This window comes from Thiocapsa sp. UBA6158 (assembly GCF_002423035.1).
In the GTDB taxonomy this organism is placed as follows: domain Bacteria; phylum Pseudomonadota; class Gammaproteobacteria; order Chromatiales; family Chromatiaceae; genus Thiocapsa.
The window spans coordinates 1-18,429 of the sequence record NZ_DIUM01000059.1; the positions used below are offsets into that span (position 1 = coordinate 1).

The window sequence follows — 18,429 nt, forward strand, 5'->3', positions numbered from 1 at the left end:
TGGACCAATCGATGATCAAGGCCGTATACACCAACGATGTCGGTCGAAAATGGTGCGAATGGTTATTATGCGTTCGCGAATCAACGACTCTGGTACCAGCGTCCGAATGTCGACAGTTCCGGTCTGGTCGGATATCTGCAGTACGGACACACGGGATCTCACGCGGCTCCGGTCAATACCTACTATGGCGCCGGACTCACTGCGGCTGGCTTGGTCCCTGGGCGATCGCAGGACACGGTGAGCTTCGGTGTCGCGCAATCTGAGCTGAATACCTCGATGGGTTTCGCCCCCAGCGAGTTGATGTTTCAAACAGCCTACACGGCGAATTTCACCATTGGCCCGCCGGCGAACTATTGGACGTTCACGGCGATCGCGGCTTTCACCTACATCCCTGAGCCTGGATTGAGCCCGGACCTTCCTGGGGCCAGCGTGGTTTCATTGCGGTTGGTCACCTTGTTTTAGGCTCGCTCCGGTCGCGGCGGCCTTTCAGATGGCGCTTGCTCGGCGCCAACAGGGGCAGCGCAGTGAGCTGGGTGCCGAACACCCCAGATCCGGTGCGATCAACCCCGGATCAAGGGGACGATGAGGTCGTGGAGCCCAACGGCGAGGATGCGGATGGCGAGCGGGACCTGGAGGACCCTGAAGATGGCGCCTGTCATCAGGAGCAGACGCCAAGTGCGGGTCCGGTGAAGACATGGACGAAGAGCATGGTGACCAGATTCATCGCCATGACGGCGAGCACCGCGACGACCGCCTCGATCAGCCTCGGGATGTCCTGGTGGAAGAGCGACACCAGGGCCACGACCCCCCGCGATTCCATCGGGTGTGACGAGGACGGGAAACAGGTGGCAAAGGGGGACGGCGCGCCACGGGGCGACGGTTCGTCAGTGCTCGGGGGGCCGTATTGCGCGAGTACGGCGCGCAGGGCGACGAGAAAGAAGATGAGGTCCGCCGTGACCGTGAGGATGGGCGTGGAGAGGCCCCAGTTGGCTGCGATCAGACTCCCGATGACGCCACCGAGGGTACGGCGACGGTCCCGATGAGCACGCTCTGGAGCGCCAGGCGGCGCCGATCGGCGAGGGACAGAGTCTGATTCGCGGCGGCGAAGGGGCCGATCAGCTTGAGCGGGCCGAGGGTGACGACCATCAGGATGAGGATCTGGAGGAACCCCGGGCGATAACCGCCCTCGTCGGCTGCCCAGGCGAGCTCGGGGCTGAGCATGGCGCCGATGAGCCCGAAGGTCATTGGAGTCAAGGTCGAAACCCTCCCAACGCGATGTCGTTCCGGCTGGCCTCGGGGCGCGCCTCGATCAGGCCCCGAGGCCATCCCGGGCCCGGTCGGTCCCCTGACGTCTCGCTCAAGCGTAACGTGCGAACTTGCCCCACGGCACCATGCGATCGATCGACCCATCGTGGAGCAGGTATTGATGCCAGAGCGCGGCCAGGACATGGAGTGAGATCAGGACCACGAAGAAGACCTACAACCGCCCCGCCCACCCGATCGTGGGTGTGAGAGCCGACCTCACTTCTCTTTCGGGAATGGCCAGGCGACAACACCGCCTTCCATGACCTTCACGTTGTGCCATCCGTGGGCATCGAGGATGGCCGCGGCTTCGTAGCCGCGCAGCGAGATCCGGCAGTAGAGGATGATCTCCTTGGACTTGTCCTGCGGTAGCTCGCCCAGTCGATCGCGAATTGCACCGAGCGGGATCAGGGTCTCGCCGATGCCCAGGCGCGTCTCCTCGAACTCCTGGGGGCTGCGGGTATCCAGGATGAAGCAGTCGGCGCCGGTGTCGATTCGATGCTTGACCTCGCTCGCCGAGAGCCCGTGCATGCGGCCCTGGAGCTTGTTGTCCATGACCTGGGCGGAGCTGATCACATGATCGATGGCGAGCGAGTAGGGCGGCGCATAGGGCAGATCGGCATTGACCATGTCATCCACGGTCAGCTTGCCGCGGATCGCCATGGCGACGACCGCCACGCGCTTGCTCACATCGCCGGGGCCGATGCATTGGAAGCCGAGGATACGGCCGGTCTTGCGATCGGCGACGAGCTTGCTGATCAGCAGCTTGCCGCTCATGTAGCCGGGGATGTCGAGCCCTGAGATGATCGCCGTCTCGATGTCGTCGAAACCCGCCTCGCGGGCATCCTTGGCCGAGAGTCCGGTAAAGCCGACCGCGTAATCGAAGATCTTGCAGATGCCGGTCTGGATGATACCGGGGAAGCGGGCGCTGCCCTCGTTCACAAGATTCTGGCCGGCGACGCGTCCCTGTAGGTTGGCGAGGTCGCCGTAGGGCGCGCGCACGGCCTTGCCGCTGACCAGCGAGGTGCACTCCACACAGTCGCCGACGGCATAGATATCCGGGTCGGAGGTCTGCATTTGTTCGTTGACGCGGATGCCTCCGACCGAGCCGATCTCGATTCCGGCGGCTTGGGCGAGCTTGACATTGGGTCTGACCCCGACGGCGATCACGGCGACCTCGCAGGGCAGCTCGGTGCCGTTGTCGAGCTTGACGCCGACGAGCTTGCCGTTCTCCCCGAGCAGTTCGGCAACACCGTTGCCGACGATGATGTCCGGGCCGTGCGCGCGGACGTGGTTTTCGACCAGCTTCGACAGGTCGGGATCCAGAAACGGCAGGATCTGTCGGGTCTTCTCGATCACGGTCGTGTGAATCCCGGCGAGCCGCAGGGCCTCGCAGACCTCGAACCCGATCAGGCCACCGCCGACGACCACGGCCTTGGTGGCCTTATTGTCGTCGCGGACCGCTCGCAAGGCATCGGCATCGGCCATCGAATGCAGCGTCGTGACACCCTCGAGCTCGATGCCCGGCACGCAGGGGCGCAGCGGTGTCGCGCCCGTGGCGATGACCAGGCGGTCGTAAGGGATGGTGGACTGCTCACCGGTCGGCAGATCCCGATAGGTGACGGTTTTGGCGACCCGGTCGATCTCGGTCGCCTCGGTACGCACCAAGGCTTGGATGCGCTTGGCCTTGCCGTAAAAAGCCGGGTCGCGGATGATGCCCGCCGGTGTGCAGACGAGCATGTTGCGGTCGTCGAAGGTGCCGCCGACGTAGTAGGGAAAGCCGCAGGAGGCCATGGACAGATCCGGCTCGCGCTGGATCAGGGTGATCTCGGCATGCTCGTCCATCCGACGGGCCTTGGCGGCGGCCTTGGGGCCGGCAGCGGAGCCGCCGATGACGACGATATGCAGGGGTTGTGACGACATAAATCAGATCTCTCGGTTGAGCGGAAACGAGTGATAGGAGGCGCGGCCGGCCGGATGGACGACCGGGTGAGGTGTCGGAGTGGATTGATCGAGCGGTTTCGGCCGAGCGGTTCAACACGGGAAGTGTGATCCATTCGGCTGCCGTCGGAATTGCGGATCCGCAACAAACGGCGAGTCGAGACTGATCCGGGTCAAGCCCGCGCAAGACGGCGGCTTACGAGGATTAGTCGTCGGTGCGGATCCGGGCGTTCCGATGGCGCCCTCGGGCCCAGCGGTTCACCCGTGTCGATCGTGCACACTTCGCCGCCTACGGTGATTTTTCGCTGGACTTCGAGGTGGTCTACGATGTGATCGGCGCTGATTTCACGCTCTACATGGACATCCAACAGGCCATCAACCTCGCGATCTATCGCAAGTTCCAGGAGGAAGGCATCCAGTTTACCTATCCGACTCAGGAGCTGATCGTGCGCCGGCCCCCGGGCGAGCTTCGTGGGGTGACGGCTTGAGGTCGGGGGACTTCTACGTACTTGCCGCAGTCGGCGTGCTCTGCGCCGCTGCGGCTGTCTATGCCCGGGCCGACTGGTCAGTAACCGACCAGCCAGGAGCCGACCAATCGGGATTCGAGATCTCGAGCCCCGACCCGAAAACGGCAGACCTCATCGGAGTCGACAGCATGATCGAACGCGCGTCCATCGACGATATCGAGATCGCCTACCGCGTCTTCGGGCCGTCCCGAGACGGCGTCCCCGTGCTCATGATCATGGGCTACGGTGGGTTGATGGAGATGTGGCCTCCGACGATCGTCGAGGCGCTGGCCCGGACACGCCCGGTCATCGTCTTCGATAATCGCGGCATGGGTTACAGCACCTCCTCGGACCAGGACTATTCGATCGCCCGATTCGCCTCCGATGCCCATGCCTTGCTGCAGGCGCTGGATATCGACCGCGCGCACGTCCTGGGCTGGTCCATGGGATCCTTTATCGCGCAGGAGCTTGCGCTGGCGCACCCGGAGACGGTCGAGCGGCTCGTTCTCTTGTCCGCATCCTGCGGCGGCGCGGAGGCGGTTTGGCCGCACGAGGCAGTCTGGCGACGGCTGGTGGATATGTCCGGGACGCTCGAGGAGCGCATTCGGCGGATGCTCGAGAATCTCTTCCCGCCCGACTGGCTGCGGGAGACCCCGGACCCGATGCAGGTCTTTCCGCCGATCACGGCACCGATCGACGATGCGAATCTGCTGCGCCAGGCCGACACACTCCGCGCCTGGCCCGGCGTCTGCCCAAGACTGTCCGAGATCGCCGCCCCGACACTCGTGATGACCGGTACCGAGGATGTCGTCATCCCGCCGCGCAATGCCTGGATCATCGGCACGCGCATCGCCGCTGCCTCCGTGATCCAAATCAAGGGCGGCGGACACGGGTTCTTTTATCAGTCACCCGAGCAGACGGCCCGCTATCTTGCGACCTTCCTCGACGGGGAACGGTTACACCCGGAGCCCGGCGGGTTCTGAGGCGATTTTCGGGCGTGGAAATCCGGGCCGCCGGGGTAGCGCAACGGGCGCTAAAGTCGCCCCATCGCCCCTGCGAGGCCTCGGGTGGTCGCCCCTTTCGGGAATCACCCGAACCCCGAACCTCCGCCCTCAGCCTGCGATGTTCGCCTCCCACCAAGCCCGATAGGCCGCGTCCGGCGCCACCACCTTGGCGGTTGCCTCGCTGACGCGGTTGCCCTCGGGATCGGCGATACCGATCCGCATCTCCACGATTCCGCCACGGATCAGGCGTGCGACCTCCAGCGTTACGACCAGCTCGTCGCCGGGATACAGGGGGCGGCGCAGGCGCTCGGGCGAGAAGGTCAAGCCGAGCGTCCCGTCGCCCGGAAACTCGGTCCCGAAGAGGGCGGAGATACGGGTTTGCACGAGTCCGCCCGGGACGATGATGTCCCGAGCATCCGGGAACCGTGCCCGTGCCGCGTCGAGGTCGCGATGGATCGCGTTGTGATCCCCGACCAGAGCGCAGTAACGATCGACCTCCTCGCGGCTGAAGCTCAGGCGCGCCTCGTGGCGCATGCCGACTTCGAGCATCGCGGCGGTCAAGCAGCGGGTTGGCGTCATGGATGGGATCTCCCTGCTGTTCTGCAGTGCGCGCAACGGGCTTCCGCGGCCTTCGCGGCGATCGCCGCGCCGCTCAAATGATCTCCAGCGCGCGGATCAGCGCCATGACGTCCGGCTCTTCGGCCAGCTCGCCTTCCCAGACGCGGTAGACACGCGTATCGGGCGGGGAGCCGACGATCAGTTCGGCGATGAACCCGGTCGCGCCTGCAGGTGCCGGGTGATCTCGGGGCTCGCCCAAGGCATCGATCAGGGCGGCGATCTCGCGGGTCTGAGGCCCGTCGAGCGCGCCTTGGCGTGGCTTGTGGCTGGTATGGTCGCCGCAGTCGACCCGATAGGCACCCGTGGGCTCCAGAATGATCTCCAACGTATAGTCATCTTGTCCGACGACCCGGTAGTGGACGCGCGGTAGGGACATGAGGTGTTTGCCTCCCTCGTGGTGATATGCCGGATTCGGGCGATTCCGAGTCCTGCCGATGCCGGATAGTCTATACCGACCGGCTTGCTTTTCCCCGAGTCCGTTGGCACGCTCCGAGCCTGCCGGGCGGCGACAGGACGCTTGGCGGACGACGAAAAACATAACATTTAGGAGGAATTCGATGAAGTCTCGTTCTTTGGTGCCGCTCCTCGTTTTACTCGGAGCCGCCGCCGGCGCCTCCGCCCAGCCTTACGGCTACGCTCCCCCGCCCATTCCTCAAGGTTATGGCCCGATGCCGATGCCCTACGGCGGCGCTTATCCGGCCATGCCGGCTATGCCGGAGATGCCCGCCGCCCCGGCTCGCCCCATGCGCCCGGCCGCGCCGCCCGCGCGTGCGGAATCTGCGGCACCGGCCCGGGGTGCAGCGGCGCCTGCCGGGATGGCCGAGGGTCCTGCGGCCGAGGCCAGCGCAACGCTCAAAGAGGGCATGGATAAGCTCCTCGGCTTCCTCGCCCGGGAAGAGGTGCCCAATCGTCTCCAGGTTGCCGCCTTCCTCGACGGCGAGATCGCACCCTATTTCGACTTCGAGCAGATGGCCAAGTGGGTTGCCGGTCCGGCGTCCGAGCGCATGAGTGCCGAGGATAAGAAGGCGATGGCCGCACATCTGGAGGCCGATTTCCTCGGCACCCTGGCGACCCGGCTGATGGACTATCAGGGGCAGCAGATCCGCATCTTGCCGCCGCGCGTGGGCCCGCGCGGCGACGTCAGCGTCAACGTGGCGCTGCTGCGCGCGCAGGGCTATCCCTCCAAGCTCGAGTTTCGGATGTACAAGTCGCAGACTGGCTGGCGCGTCTACGATGTCGTGGCGAACGGACAAAGCGCGGCTGCCTATTATCGGGTGCAGTTTCAGCGCATGGCCGGACAGGGGGCAGTGCCGACGCGTTGATCCTCGACCGAACCGCTCCTCGCCCGGAGCGGTTCGGCGTCGGTGCGAACTGTGCCGGCCCGGCTCCGAGCGAACCACTTGAAGGAGACCTAGCCAAAGGCCATAGACTGGACCTTGCGCGAGGTCACGACCGGCGATCGTTTCGCCCGACTTGGGGTCGACCATGGGAAGCCGACGATGGATGGACCGATGAACAGCGCGCCCCCGGGCGCCGACGACATGCCTTCGAAGGTCGGGCGGGTGATGCTGTTCGCGGCATGGATCGTCGGATTGGCGTTGTTGGCGATGTTCTTCGACGGCGTCATCACAGGTCGCGACAATCCCAACCCGGATCCGGTCGCGCTGCACGGCGGCAGCGGTGTCCCCGAGGTGCGCCTGGAACGCAACCGCGCCGGGCATTATGTCGCCGGCGGTCGGATCAACGGCGAATCGGTGCGCTTTTTGATCGACACGGGCGCGACCGACGTCGCCTTGCCGCTGTCCTTGGCCGAGCGCCTGTCGCTGCCGCTCAGACCCGGCGGTATGAGCAAGACCGCAAACGGCATGGTGCGGACCTGGACGACACGGCTCGACACCGTTGATCTCGGCGGATTGGTTGCGCACAACGTCCGCGCCACCGTCTTGCCGAATATGCCCGGAGACGATGTCCTGCTCGGCATGAGTTATCTGAGCCATCTGGAGCTGATCCAGCGCGCCGGTGTGCTGACGCTGCGTCCTCACCTCGGATCATCTTGATCCGCGTCTTGGTGCCGGCCTCTCGCGCCGGCTCCGACTCCGAATCTCACTTCCGCTCCGGGCCACACAACCTCGTCATCCGTATGGTTTCGGTTTAAGCTCGACCGGTCCCGTGCATCGGCGCGACACTTCGAGCGCAATGCCGGGCGGGTAGCCTGCGGCGATCCGGCCCCGCGATCGGGCTCGGAGCCAACGCCGACGGCGCTTCACTTGGTCTCGACGCACCCCGACGAACGATGATCAGACTGCACCGGATTCCAGAGAGCTCAGTCGCTTGGCTCAGACGCAAGATGCCGATCCCCGTGTTTCTGCTCGCGAGTCTGCTGGTGATCCTGCTCGCACGCGATCTGGCGGCGCGCCGGGAGAATCCGAATCCGAACCCGGTCGCCTATCTCGGCGCGGGCGACGTGCCCGAGGTCGTCCTCAAAGAGAATCAGGTGAGTCAATACGTGACCACCGGACGGATCAACGGAACACCCATCGAGTTCTTGGTCGATACCGGGGCCGTAGATGTTGCCATGCCCTACATGGTGGCCCAGACGCTCGGCTTGACGCTCCAGCCCGGCGGGGTCAGCAAGACCGGCAACGGCGATGTCCGCACCTGGGTCGCGCGGCTGGAGAGTGTGGATGTCGGCGGGCTGGTTGCCTATGACCTCAACGCGACCATCCTCCCCAACATGCAGGGTGATCAGGTCTTGCTGGGCATGGCCTACCTCAGACGCATGGAGCTGGTGCTGCGCGGCGGGGAGATGATCCTGCGGCCGTATTCGAGCGACTAAACCGCGCCGGCTCCAACACGCGTCGAGTCTGCCGGGGCCGTTCCCATCCCAAAACAGCACATACCGCGCCGGGCGCGGTTTAACCGACCTGGAGCCCAACCCCGCCGCGCCTTGGATCCCCCGCGCCATGCGTGCTGCCGTCCGGGGCGACCGCCACGCTGTGGGCACCGCCGAATCGGCGCGGGGTCTGCACGAAGAAGTCGAAAAGCTCCGGCGCCGCACCGGCGGGTCGGGCGAGCAGAAAGCCGCCGCCGAGCGAGGCTAGAACCGGCTCGGCGATGCAGGCCGCGCTCGTCGTTGATGTTGCCCGGTGCGCCCGGACCTTCAACTCAAGGTGCAACCGACCGCCGATCATGCGAACCTTACGCCTCGGACACGTGCTCGCGCGCAGCATGATCCGACGATGTCGCACGACGCTCAAGTCGGCTCAACCCATCCGATGCCCTTCTGAATGGTCGACGAAACGCACCCACAGCCCCCGCAAGGCGACCGCGCCGAGACCGCGTCGTTGCGTCAGGCCTTGTGGGAGGTGCGTCGTGAGGCCCAGCAGGAGGTTGCGCGCATCAATCGCCAGTTGAGCGAGCGCTCTGCGGGCGAGGCCGGAGCAGCCTCGGCCGCCGAGCGACTCGCCCTTCGTCAGGAGCTCGAGAGCCTTCAGCGGACACTCGGTGCCAAAGAGCAGGCAATCGACGCGATCACCAAGGAGTGTCGCCGTCTCGAGGACGTGCTGGAGGATCGGCATCTGGTCTTCGACGGTCTGCACAAAGAGCTGGAGCGGCGCGATCTCTCTTTGACGGCTGCGCTGGAGGAGGTTGGTCGTTTGAGACAGGCCCTGCTCGCTCTGCAGGCGCAGGCGAGCGAGCCCGCGCTGCTCGAGCCGGTGCCGCCGCGCGGGCCGTTCGCCGAGCCACCTCGGAGCCGGCTTCGCGCGGTCAGTGTCGGCCTCTGGCCGCTGCTTCTAATCCCGGCGCTCGCCGTGCTCGTCCTTTTCGTGTGGCTGCGTGCCGATCGCCCGACTGCCCCTGCGACCCCGGAAACCGTCTCCTCTGAGTCCCCCGCAACCCAGTCCGCGACCGGTGCGAGCGCACTGCCGCCCGGGCCAGAGTCGACGGCCGAGCCTGTTGCGCCGTCGATCGTCGCAGTCCCGACACAGCGTGATCGGTTGCGCAACGGCGGCTTGGGTCCGACGCTCGCAAGGCTCCCCGGCGGGCGTTTCCGGATGGGTCGGAATCTCACGGTCGCGAGCGACTTCGGGCCGGAGCGCGAGGTCGAGATCGCGCCCTTCTGGATGGGCGTCTACGAAGTCACCTTCGAGGACTACGATCGTTTCGCCCGCGTCACCGGTCGCGGCCTTGCGAGGGACTTCGGATGGGGCCGAGGCAACCGCCCGGTGGTCGGGGTGAGCTGGGAGGATGCCCGCGCCTACGCGACCTGGCTCTCACGCGAGACCGGACGCAGCTACCGCCTGCCGAGCGAGGCCGAATGGGAGTACGCGGCGCGCGCCGGCGGGCGCGGATCCTACTGGTGGGGGTTCGGGCTGGAGCCGAATCGTGCGGTTTGCTTGGATTGCGGCAGCGCCTGGGACAACCGCTCGACGGCCCCTGTGGGGAGCTTCGAGGCGAGCCCGTTCGGTCTCCACGAGACGGCAGGCAATGTGATGGAGTGGGTCGCGGACTGTTATGAGTCGGGCTACGACGGCGCACCGAGCGACGGGAGTGCCCGTACGGGCGGTCCATGCGCCTATCGTGTTGCCCGCGGCGGTGCCTTCAACAGGCCGTCCGCCTCGATGCGGACCTATGTTCGCTCACGCTTTGTTCCGGGCACGCGTCTGGACATGCTGGGGTTTCGCGTTGCACGAGACATCTGAGCCCGCAGGGTCCGTGCTGGGTGTCGGCATCGCCGTGCTCGACCTCGTCAACGAGGTCGCAGTCTATCCCGCCGAGGACAACGAGGTCCGTGCCCTGGCCATGCGTCGGGTGCGCGGCGGCAACGTCACCAACAGCCTCGCCGTCTTGTCGCGACTCGGACACCCCTGCCGTTGGGTCGGCACCCTAGGCGACGACGCGGCGGCCGACCTGATCCTTGCCGACCTTGCCGATCGCGGCATCGAGACACGGGATGCCGTGCGGGTTCCCGGCGGGACCACTCCGACCTCGTCGATCCTGCTCAGCCGGGCCAACGGCAGCCGGACCATTGTCCATTTTCGGGACCTGCCCGAGCTGACTGCGGACGATTTCGGTCGGGCCTCGTTGGATGGGCTCGCCTGGGTTCATCTCGAAGGGCGCAACCCGCAGGAGACCGCGCGCATGATTCGGCGTGTCCGAGAGGAGGTGCCGGATGTACCGATCTCGGTGGAGCTCGAGAAACACCGCCCCGGGATCGAGGCGTTGCTGCATGGCCCGCAGCTCATACTGGCGAGTCGCGCCTTTGCGCGGGCCGGCGGATTCGAGGATCCGGGTGATTTCCTCGAGGATCTCCTCCTGCGCAGCGACGCACGGCTTGGCGTTGTTGCTTGGGGTGCGGAAGGTGCCGCCTTCCTTGCGCGCGGCAGTCATGTCCAGCGGGTGCCGGCCTATGTCCCGACGCGTGTCGTCGATACCTTGGGTGCGGGCGATGTCTTCAACGCCGGGGTGATCCATGGCCTGCTGCAGGGCCTGCCCGACGGCGAAGCCGTCGTGCAGGCGGTCAAACTCGCGGGCCTCAAATGCGGGCATCCGGGTCTTGTGATGGAGCGCGATTCACCGCCGATATCCGACTGAATGGCTGTTGATCGGATAAAGAAGACTCCATACGACAATTTGCCGGGCGAGTCGCGTGCAGGCTTGTTCCGACGTGCATGCATCGGTGCGTCAGCGGCCGATCGGATCCGCGATTGCGCCTTCCAGGCAGTCCATCGCGGCGGGCATTCCGAACCCCTGCTCCCGTTGCGTCCAGGCCCAAGCCGCCTGGATGGCACACAACAAGGCGTCGAGCCGGTCGCCGCTCGGATCCTCGGCGAGGCTCGGATCCGCCTCGACCTTCAGGCCATAGATGGACTGCGTCGGCTCACCGTCGAGGATCAGGTCGAGGAGCCTTTTCCGGGCCGCGTCCCGCTGCGCTGTCTGCTTGGACCTTGCGTCTTGTTTGTAGCTTTCCTTGCCGATGAGTCGACGGGCGAGGGCGCCGGGATAGGCTTCGACGACAATCCGCTCGGGGTCGCCGTCCTGGAGCCCGGGAATCCTCACTCCGGCCTTGCGCAGCCTTGGTGCGCCTTCGAAGAACATGAGTCCGACCGGCGTGCCGTAGAGCTTTTGCGGGCTGATCGCGCCGGTTGCGCGATCCGTCGCACGGCGGTGCTCCTTGTCGCCCGGAGCGCGAGTCGCCCTGTAACCATCCAGCGCGGCGCTGAAGCCGTCGCGACCGAGTCCGGCGGCATGATCCACATAGCCCGCCCAGGTGTCGGGCCAGCCGATGTTCTCGATGAAGGCGCGCGATTGGCCAAAAGGGAAATCGATCCCGGCGATCCAAGGGCCTGGTCGCCGCAGCGCGGTCTCGAAACCCGCGAAATCGCGCCATTCGGTCAGCTCGACAGCCTCCAGTCGCAGGCCGTCGAAACGGCACTCCAGGCAGGTGATTGGCTTGCGGCGACTCGGTCGGCTGGTGAAGTCGATGCCGTAGATCGTCATTCGCGCGGGATCCGGTGTAGGTGCGACTTGATTCGCAGGTCGCACGGTCACGATGCGAATCAATTCGCACCGACCCGGTTCAGGGTGCCGGATTCGGCTGCCGCGTATGGATGGTCTCGATCTGCGCGATCATCTCATCGGAGAGCCTGAGATCCGCGCTGGCAAGGTTGGCCTCCAGCTGCTCGGGCGTTGTCGCACCGATGATGTTGGACGTGACGAAGGGGCGGCTCGTCACCCAGGCGAGCGCCATCTGCGCCGGGTCGAGTCCGTGGCTGCGCGCGAGTGCGACATACTCGGCCGTGGCCCGCTCGGCCTGCGGATTGGAATAACGGCTGAAGCGCTCGAAGAGCGTGACGCGCGCACCCGCCGGGCGTGCGCCGTCCAGATACTTCCCCGAGAGCACGCCGAAGCCGAGCGGCGAATAGGCCAGGAGGCCGCAGTCCTCCCGAACGGCGACCTCGGCGAGACCGATCTCGAAGGTTCGGTTCAGGAGACTGTACGGATTCTGGATGCTGACCATGCGCGGCAGGCCGTGCTCCTGCGCGAGCGCGAGGAGGCGCATCAGCCCCCAGGGGGTTTCGTTGGAGACACCGATCTGCCGAATCTTGCCGGCCCGGACCTGATCGGCGAGCACCTCGAGTGTTTCCAGCAAGGGCACGCTGTGGGCGTCCTCCACCGGTGAATAGCCGAGCTTGCCGAAGTAATTGGTCTCGCGATCCGGCCAATGGAGCTGGTAGAGGTCGATCCAGTCCGTCTGCAGACGCTTCAAGCTGCCGTCCAAGGCCGTCACGATGTTGGCGCGGTCCAGTCGCGACTTGCCGCCGCGAAGATGCGGCAGCCATGCGGCCGGGCCGGCAACCTTGGAGGCCAGAACCACCCGGTCACGACAACCGCGCGACGCAAACCAGGTGCCGATATAGGCTTCGGTCCGGCCGATGGTCTCCGCGCGTGGCGGGACCGGATACATCTCGGCCGTGTCGATGAAGTTGATCCCCGCGGCGAGCGCACGGTCGAGCTGGGCATGTGCCTCGGCCTCGCTGTTCTGCTCACCGAAGGTCATGGTGCCGAGGCAAAGTGCGCTGACGCGGATGTCCGAGCGCCCGAGCGGTCTGAACTCCATTGTGTTCTCCTCAATCGTGTCGGTGATCCAGGAGGCTAGATCGCGTCGCCCAAGCACATGATCAAGCGAAGAATCGCCCTGATTCTATCGAAGAAGCAACCGCTGCGGATATGGCGTATCGAAGAGGGCGCGTGTGCGGCATGCGCATGTCCATGCACGGGTCCCGCTCGGCGCGAGCCCCGGCCGGAGCGAACTGGATCCGCGATCGGCCGGGGCTCGCGGCATCAGAACGCCGGCCCGCCGCGCGTCTTTCCCGAAGCACAGGGGGCGCCCGGACCTCCGCGTTTGGATCCGGGTCCGCGGGCCTCGAACCGCTCGAGCTGATCCTCGGTCAGGACGGCTTTGATCTGCTCTCGGACCGCGTCTCGGGCCATGCCCGAGCCGTCGTTCTTGGTCTGCATGACGGTGCGCACTTGGGTGATCTGATCCTCGCTCAGATCGAGTCGGTCGGCGAGCCGATCGAGATGCCTTTCCATCCGAGAGTTCCGCTGCTCCTCGATGCGTGCCTGTTGCTCGGACGTCAGAAGGGCGCCGATGCGAGCCCGCGTGTCCTCGCGCTGTTGAAGCGCCTGCGCACGCTGCTCCTCCAGGATGGTCCGGATCTCGCCTTGCTGCTCGGTCGTCAGGTCCAGGTTCCTCGTCATACGTTCGATGCGTTGGTCCGCGAACGCGCTCGGGTCCTGCTCAAAGCCGCGTGGTCCGGCCAAGACCGAGGTGGCCATGACTGCCGTGACGGCGAACGCCAAGGTTGCGGTGCGAAAGCTCTTGCCTGTGTTCATGATGTGTCACCTTTGCTGTCTTTGTTGCGTCTCGGGAGGGTCCCGATGGGATGTCGAGTCCAGTCCCGACGCAGTGCAGGTTAGGTAACCAGGGTGCAGGAGCTGTGCAGAGATCGTGCAGATTTCGTGGAAGCAGACGAGTCCGAGCCGAACGGTCGAGACTGGCCTTGTCGAGGAGACCGGCCGCTCGGGTGGACGAGCGAGAGCGAAGTCCACCAAACCCCGTGCCGACACGGGTGGACTGCGCTGTGCTCGTCCATCCTGGCGCTCCCATCGGCGAACAAGTCGAGCTCGCACGCCGTCCCTTTGCGGTTCACCGGGGTCGGTGCGAGAGGCCCTCGTTGGCCTCGGGCTCCTCGTAGCGATAGCCGACACCATAGACCGAGTGGATCAGCTCGACATCCGGTACCAGCTCGCCGAGTCGGCGCCGGAGCTTCTTGATGTGGCTGTCGATGGTGCGATCGGAAACAACCCGGTTGTCGGGGTAGATCCGGTCCATGAGACGGTCGCGCGAGAGGATTCGGCCCGCGGCCTGATGGAGCGCGGCGAGCAAGGCAAACTCCACGGCGGTCAGCGTGATGGCCTTGCTGTCGTGCGCGACCTGCAATCGGTCCGGCTCGAGTGTCAAGAAACCGCCGCGGCGGTGCTCGTGCGCCCGGCTGGTTCGTCTCAGGACGGCCTTGACGCGGGCCACCAGCTCCCGCGGGCTGTAAGGTTTACAGACATAGTCGTCGGCACCCAGCTCGAGCCCCAGCAGGCGATCGATCTCCTCGACCCGTGCCGTGGTCATGATGATGGGCACCTGGGCGCGGCTGCGCACCTCGCGACAGATGCTCAACCCGTCCTGACCCGGCAGCATGAGGTCGAGTAGGATCAGATCCGGTCTTTCGCGCTCGATCCAGGCGACTGCACCCGTACCGCAGCCCAGGTGATGGACCCGGAAGCCGGCCGCACGCAGATAGTCGCCGACCACCTCGGCCAGGCGCTCCTCGTCCTCGACGATGAGAATCAACGGCAGTGTGGATTGGTTCATCTACATCCTCGCCCCTCGCTCCGCCGGCAGCTCGATGCGGATCGCACAGCCGCCCGCCGCCGCTGCCTGTGCCTCGATGGTCCCGCCATGGGCCAGCACCACGTTCTTCGCGATCGCAAGGCCCAGTCCGGCGCCGCCCGTGTGGCGGCTGCGCGAGGCATCGACCCGATACAGTCGGTCGAAGAGCCGGGGCAGGTCCTCGCTCGGGACGCCGGGCGCCGTATCCTCGAAGTTGACCCGATAGGCGCCGGGCGGAGCTGCGTCCAAGGTCACCGTCAGCCCCCCGCCCGGATCCGTGTAGCTCAGGCTGTTGTGAAGGAGGTTGCCGAAGAGTTGGGAGATCCGGCCGGCGTCCGCGTACAGCGGAGCACACCCGGCCTGAGCCGCGTCGCGCCGACCGGCGAGACGATTGTCGAAGACCAAGTCGAGCCCCGCGGCCTCGAAGCGCGTCCGAAAGGCATCGATATCCTCGCCGAGGAGCTCGGCAAGGTCGATCTCCTGCATCCGGTAGGCGGGTGCACCCAGATCCGTCGTCGCAAGATCGTTCAGGTCTTCGACCAGGCGCGAGAGCCGCAGTACGTCCCCGTGCAGCCGATCGACCTCCGCGCGTTCCAGCGGTCTCACGCCATCCTGCATCGCCTCCAGATGCGCCCGCAACAGCGCGATCGGCGTGCGCAGCTCGTGCGAGATGTCCGCGACCCACCGGCGGCGCGCCCGATCGTTGCGCTCCAGCGCATCCGCAAGGGCGTTGATGTCACGGCCCAGGCGAGCGATCTCGTCGCCGCCGCGGATCCCCACGCGGGCGTCATAGTCCCCGGCCGCCAGTCGGCGCGCGGTGTGCTGAAACTCCTTCACGGGACGGATCAGACGACTGGACAGCGGATAGGCCAAGGCGGCCGCGAGTGCCAGCATCGCCGCCACGATCAGCCAGAGTCGTCCGCCTTGGCGCTCGACGAAATGCAGATCGGCGAGTTCCGCGACCGGGGGGCCCGCGATGACCGCAAGCGCGCCGATCGGCGTGCCGTCGAGATTCAACGGAAAACGGCGGGTGTCGGGCAACAGCTCCGGCCGGCCGTAGATCAGGGCGCCCTCGGCGTCGAGCAGCATCAGGCGCAGCTCGATCGGTGCACCCCGATCCCGTCGCTCGTCCCGCAAGGTCGGCGGCGGCCAGACAAAGCCGTCGCCGCCTTCCGCCTGATGATGGGGTCCGATGAGGCGTCGCGCCCATGGCGGAGCATGCGAACCGTCCCCGGGTCGGCCCCGACGCCCCTCCGCGGGCCAATCGCGCCCCAGCAGCGCGCCGAGCCACAGCCGCGGCGACGCCCGCAGCGACGTCCAGCTCTCCTCACGGGCATAGATCTCGACGAGGCGCTCGCCGATGGCCTCGACACGCGCCTGCTCGCGCGCCTCGGCCAGCTCGACCAATCCGCGTTGAAGCGACCAATGCACGAACGCCTGAGTGCCCGACAAGACCAGAACGCAGGCGAGCAGAAGCGTGAGAAAGACCTTGGAGTGAATGGAGAACGACATCTTCACGGCAGCCCCGGACGCCTCGCTACGAGCGGACCATGAACGGGGTTTCGCAGCGGGCGTTTACTCTGTCGAACGAAGCGGACCGGGTCGACGCACGCTCGAAGTACTCGGCGCCGTTGCGCGGCATCCGCTCTCGGTCGATAGGACGACGATAACAGGCGAGGGTGCACCAAAAAAGGAACGGATCGAACCCGACGCCTTCTTCTACATTTCGCAATGCGCGATGAACATCCGTGCGTTTCAATGGCGCTCCAACGATTTGGCTTCCGACCCATGGGAGCTCAGGCATGCCGAGTGCCCGATGCGCGCGCCGAATTGGGTGCGATCCCGGGGCGTTTTCCTGCAAGCCCAGCGGGCGGTCAGGCCGGGGGAAGAAGACGACTTCAAGTCGTCGATCCCGGGATGTTGTCGCGTCGCGACGATCGCCGTGGTTGATTCCGCCCTGTGGCATGAGCGGAGTCGCCGTTTTGCCGACCTGACGCGACCTGCCGAGGAGCGCGAGGTCACGTCGTTCATCGATCTCAAACGGAGAGCATGATGAGGATAAAACGCATTGTCGATCAGGGATTGCGTCCCGGCATGATGGCCCTATACCTCGCGGCGGCAGTCTCGGCCCATGCGCAATCCTTCAGCCTGGACAACGGCGTGATCAGCGGCGTGACGGGTATCGAGATCCAAGGCAGTCGGTACGACGTCGCCTTTGCGGATGGCACCTTCAATGGCGTTTACCCCGCCCAGCTCAGTGGATACGGGCAGCTCGCACAGGAGGTCGCCCGGGCACTCCTCGTCGCGAGCGAGAGCGGCGCACTCACGCCCAACCCCGGCGAGCAACGGAGTTTACAGCTCATTGGATGCAGCTCCCGCGAATCCTGCACGGTCTTGATCCCGGAACACTCGACAGGCGCGGCGCCTTCGGCGCAAACGACCTACGCGGTCGAGGTGATCTATTCCCGGGAGGGGTTTCGTTCAGTCACCTCCAAACTGTGGCCGTTCGACGCATCCACGGACACCCTGCACATGCCGGACGTGCTGTACGCGATCATCACTCCTGCTCGCTAGCGGCGGTCGGTTCCGGGTCAAGAGCACGATGTTCGGCCTCGTGCATACGACCGGCCGGAAGCGATGCCACGCCAGCGCGCGTCGCACATCGCCAACATCCCGGGAACCGTGCTGAACACCCGTGCGCGGAACCTCACTCAAAAGCACTTGCCGAGCGCTGCCGTAGCCTGACTCACGTCAAGGCGACGGCCTCCATAGCGCCGCAGAATCAACGCATCTTAAGCATCGGCACCGGAAAATAACGGAATGATCACGGCCATCACCGACACCTTCACCGAGGATCACCACCGCTGCGACCGTCTCCTCGCCGCCGCCGAGGCCAGTGCCGGCGGCTCGGATTGGTCCGCCATCGGTGCTGCCGCCGAAGCACTCGTCACCGCAATGGACCGTCACTTTGCGCTGGAGGAAGAGGTCGTCTTCCCCGCACTCGCGCAGGTCTTTTTCGTCGCGGAGAATCCCATCGAGATCATGTGCAACGAGCATGCGCAGATGCGACAGCTCCTCGCCGAGATCGGCGAGGCGGTCGATGCGCACGATCAGAACGCGTTGCTCGGCATCCTCGAGACGCTGCATTTTCTGGTGCAGCAGCACAACTACAAAGAAGAGGGGATCATCTATCCGATGGCCGACGGAGCTCTGCCGGAGCGGGCTGCGGACATGGCTGCCATGATCGCGGACGTTTGAGTTTCCGCCATTTCTCGTTACGCCGCCGTTCCTTGCGGCTCAACTCCGGGCGTTTCTTCCCCCTTGCCCACGCCGAACCGTGCTTCGGATACCGCAAGCACGACCCTCCGCGAAGCCCTCCATCGCACGCACGGAGTTGATCCTCCCGACAACCTACCTAATTCTCTGCAGATAAGGTCACCCCGACCAAGCCACCTCCGACAGGCGCAACATGACGCTCGACGCTACACTCTTCTCGCCGGCCCTGCTTTGGGTCATGAATCTGCTCTTCGCATCGGTCTTGCTGCTCGCCTTGCGATTGACGCCTTGGCGGAAGTTTCGCGACCTAGGAGCCTGTCCGACTTGTCGG

General features: G+C 65.7%; 22 protein-coding genes. 11 read left to right on the plus strand and 11 right to left on the minus strand.

Annotation, left to right across the window (positions count from 1 at the left end):
• The first annotated feature begins 36 nt into the window (after positions 1-36).
• Positions 37-462: a carbohydrate porin gene (locus B4N44_RS08460; protein ID WP_296699331.1), complete on the plus strand. Its 426-nt coding sequence runs from the start codon at positions 37-39 to the stop codon at positions 460-462.
• 196 nt (positions 463-658) lie between these two features.
• On the opposite strand, the gene B4N44_RS08465 is transcribed toward B4N44_RS08460, so the two are convergent.
• From B4N44_RS08465 to B4N44_RS08475, 3 genes are all read right to left on the minus strand, one after another.
• Complete coding sequence (locus B4N44_RS08465) at positions 659-820, minus strand: hypothetical protein (RefSeq protein WP_296699336.1); 162 nt, start codon at positions 818-820, stop codon at positions 659-661.
• Positions 821-996: 176 nt separating this feature from the next.
• Entirely contained in the window at positions 997-1,254 is a 258-nt protein-coding gene (locus tag B4N44_RS08470; protein WP_296699339.1) for a hypothetical protein, read from the minus strand.
• A gap of 267 nt (positions 1,255-1,521) precedes the next feature.
• The gene (locus tag B4N44_RS08475; RefSeq protein WP_296699341.1) at positions 1,522-3,225 is read right to left on the minus strand and encodes an FAD-dependent oxidoreductase; all 1,704 of its coding nucleotides are present in this window, start codon (positions 3,223-3,225) and stop codon (positions 1,522-1,524) included.
• A gap of 233 nt (positions 3,226-3,458) precedes the next feature.
• On the opposite strand from B4N44_RS08475, the gene B4N44_RS08480 reads away from it, so the two are divergent.
• On the plus strand, positions 3,459-3,731 hold the full coding sequence (locus B4N44_RS08480; protein ID WP_296699344.1) for a hypothetical protein: 273 nt from the start codon (positions 3,459-3,461) through the stop codon (positions 3,729-3,731).
• A gap of 167 nt (positions 3,732-3,898) precedes the next feature.
• Positions 3,899-4,732, plus strand: coding sequence for an alpha/beta fold hydrolase (locus B4N44_RS08485; protein ID WP_296699346.1), 834 nt, complete (start codon positions 3,899-3,901; stop codon positions 4,730-4,732).
• A 129-nt stretch (positions 4,733-4,861) separates the two neighbouring features.
• Here B4N44_RS08485 and B4N44_RS08490 read toward each other — a convergent pair whose 3' ends face one another.
• On the minus strand, positions 4,862-5,332 hold the full coding sequence (locus B4N44_RS08490) for a MaoC/PaaZ C-terminal domain-containing protein (protein WP_296699349.1): 471 nt from the start codon (positions 5,330-5,332) through the stop codon (positions 4,862-4,864).
• A gap of 73 nt (positions 5,333-5,405) precedes the next feature.
• Entirely contained in the window at positions 5,406-5,747 is a 342-nt protein-coding gene (locus B4N44_RS08495) for a hypothetical protein (RefSeq protein WP_296699351.1), read from the minus strand.
• A 181-nt stretch (positions 5,748-5,928) separates the two neighbouring features.
• On the opposite strand from B4N44_RS08495, the gene B4N44_RS08500 reads away from it, so the two are divergent.
• The 3 genes from B4N44_RS08500 to B4N44_RS08510 all read left to right on the plus strand — a co-directional run bounded on the left by B4N44_RS08500 (position 5,929) and on the right by B4N44_RS08510 (position 8,207).
• Positions 5,929-6,693: an MlaC/ttg2D family ABC transporter substrate-binding protein gene (locus B4N44_RS08500; protein WP_296699353.1), complete on the plus strand. Its 765-nt coding sequence runs from the start codon at positions 5,929-5,931 to the stop codon at positions 6,691-6,693.
• Between the two features lie 189 nt (positions 6,694-6,882).
• A complete protein-coding gene (locus tag B4N44_RS08505) occupies positions 6,883-7,428 on the plus strand; it encodes a retropepsin-like aspartic protease family protein (protein ID WP_296699355.1) in 546 nt (181 codons plus the stop codon).
• Between the two features lie 236 nt (positions 7,429-7,664).
• Positions 7,665-8,207 (plus strand): retropepsin-like aspartic protease family protein, encoded by a 543-nt coding sequence (locus B4N44_RS08510; protein ID WP_296699357.1) that lies wholly within the window; start codon positions 7,665-7,667, stop codon positions 8,205-8,207.
• Positions 8,208-8,286: 79 nt separating this feature from the next.
• Here the strand turns inward: B4N44_RS08510 and B4N44_RS08515 are convergent, their stop codons facing one another.
• Positions 8,287-8,562, minus strand: coding sequence for a hypothetical protein (locus tag B4N44_RS08515; protein ID WP_296699358.1), 276 nt, complete (start codon positions 8,560-8,562; stop codon positions 8,287-8,289).
• A 96-nt stretch (positions 8,563-8,658) separates the two neighbouring features.
• Between B4N44_RS08515 and B4N44_RS08520 the strand changes: the two genes are divergently transcribed.
• Both B4N44_RS08520 and B4N44_RS08525 read left to right on the plus strand, forming a co-directional pair.
• Positions 8,659-10,074 (plus strand): formylglycine-generating enzyme family protein, encoded by a 1,416-nt coding sequence (locus tag B4N44_RS08520; RefSeq protein ID WP_296699360.1) that lies wholly within the window; start codon positions 8,659-8,661, stop codon positions 10,072-10,074.
• Entirely contained in the window at positions 10,058-10,966 is a 909-nt protein-coding gene (locus tag B4N44_RS08525) for a PfkB family carbohydrate kinase (RefSeq protein WP_296699361.1), read from the plus strand. The genes B4N44_RS08520 and B4N44_RS08525 overlap by 17 nt, the downstream gene beginning before the upstream one ends.
• Before the next feature lie 90 nt (positions 10,967-11,056).
• Here B4N44_RS08525 and B4N44_RS08530 read toward each other — a convergent pair whose 3' ends face one another.
• The 5 genes from B4N44_RS08530 to B4N44_RS08550 form a co-directional block, all read right to left on the minus strand.
• Complete coding sequence (locus B4N44_RS08530; protein WP_296699363.1) at positions 11,057-11,872, minus strand: DUF429 domain-containing protein; 816 nt, start codon at positions 11,870-11,872, stop codon at positions 11,057-11,059.
• Positions 11,873-11,951: 79 nt separating this feature from the next.
• A complete protein-coding gene (locus B4N44_RS08535) occupies positions 11,952-12,992 on the minus strand; it encodes an NADP(H)-dependent aldo-keto reductase (protein WP_296699365.1) in 1,041 nt (346 codons plus the stop codon).
• A gap of 224 nt (positions 12,993-13,216) precedes the next feature.
• A complete protein-coding gene (locus B4N44_RS08540) occupies positions 13,217-13,771 on the minus strand; it encodes a hypothetical protein (RefSeq protein ID WP_296699367.1) in 555 nt (184 codons plus the stop codon).
• A 313-nt stretch (positions 13,772-14,084) separates the two neighbouring features.
• Positions 14,085-14,804, minus strand: a complete 720-nt coding sequence (locus tag B4N44_RS08545; RefSeq protein WP_296699369.1) for a response regulator — start codon at positions 14,802-14,804, stop codon at positions 14,085-14,087.
• On the minus strand, positions 14,805-16,334 hold the full coding sequence (locus B4N44_RS08550) for an ATP-binding protein (protein WP_296699373.1): 1,530 nt from the start codon (positions 16,332-16,334) through the stop codon (positions 14,805-14,807).
• Here B4N44_RS08550 and B4N44_RS08555 point away from each other — a divergent pair.
• From B4N44_RS08555 to B4N44_RS08565, 3 genes are all read left to right on the plus strand, one after another.
• On the plus strand, positions 16,321-16,875 hold the full coding sequence (locus tag B4N44_RS08555) for a hypothetical protein (RefSeq protein ID WP_296699376.1): 555 nt from the start codon (positions 16,321-16,323) through the stop codon (positions 16,873-16,875). The genes B4N44_RS08550 and B4N44_RS08555 overlap by 14 nt on opposite strands.
• Positions 16,876-16,916: 41 nt before the next feature.
• A complete protein-coding gene (locus B4N44_RS08560) occupies positions 16,917-17,396 on the plus strand; it encodes a hypothetical protein (protein WP_296699379.1) in 480 nt (159 codons plus the stop codon).
• Positions 17,397-17,642: 246 nt separating this feature from the next.
• Positions 17,643-18,080, plus strand: a complete 438-nt coding sequence (locus tag B4N44_RS08565; protein ID WP_296699382.1) for a hemerythrin domain-containing protein — start codon at positions 17,643-17,645, stop codon at positions 18,078-18,080.
• Positions 18,081-18,429: the final 349 nt, after the last annotated feature.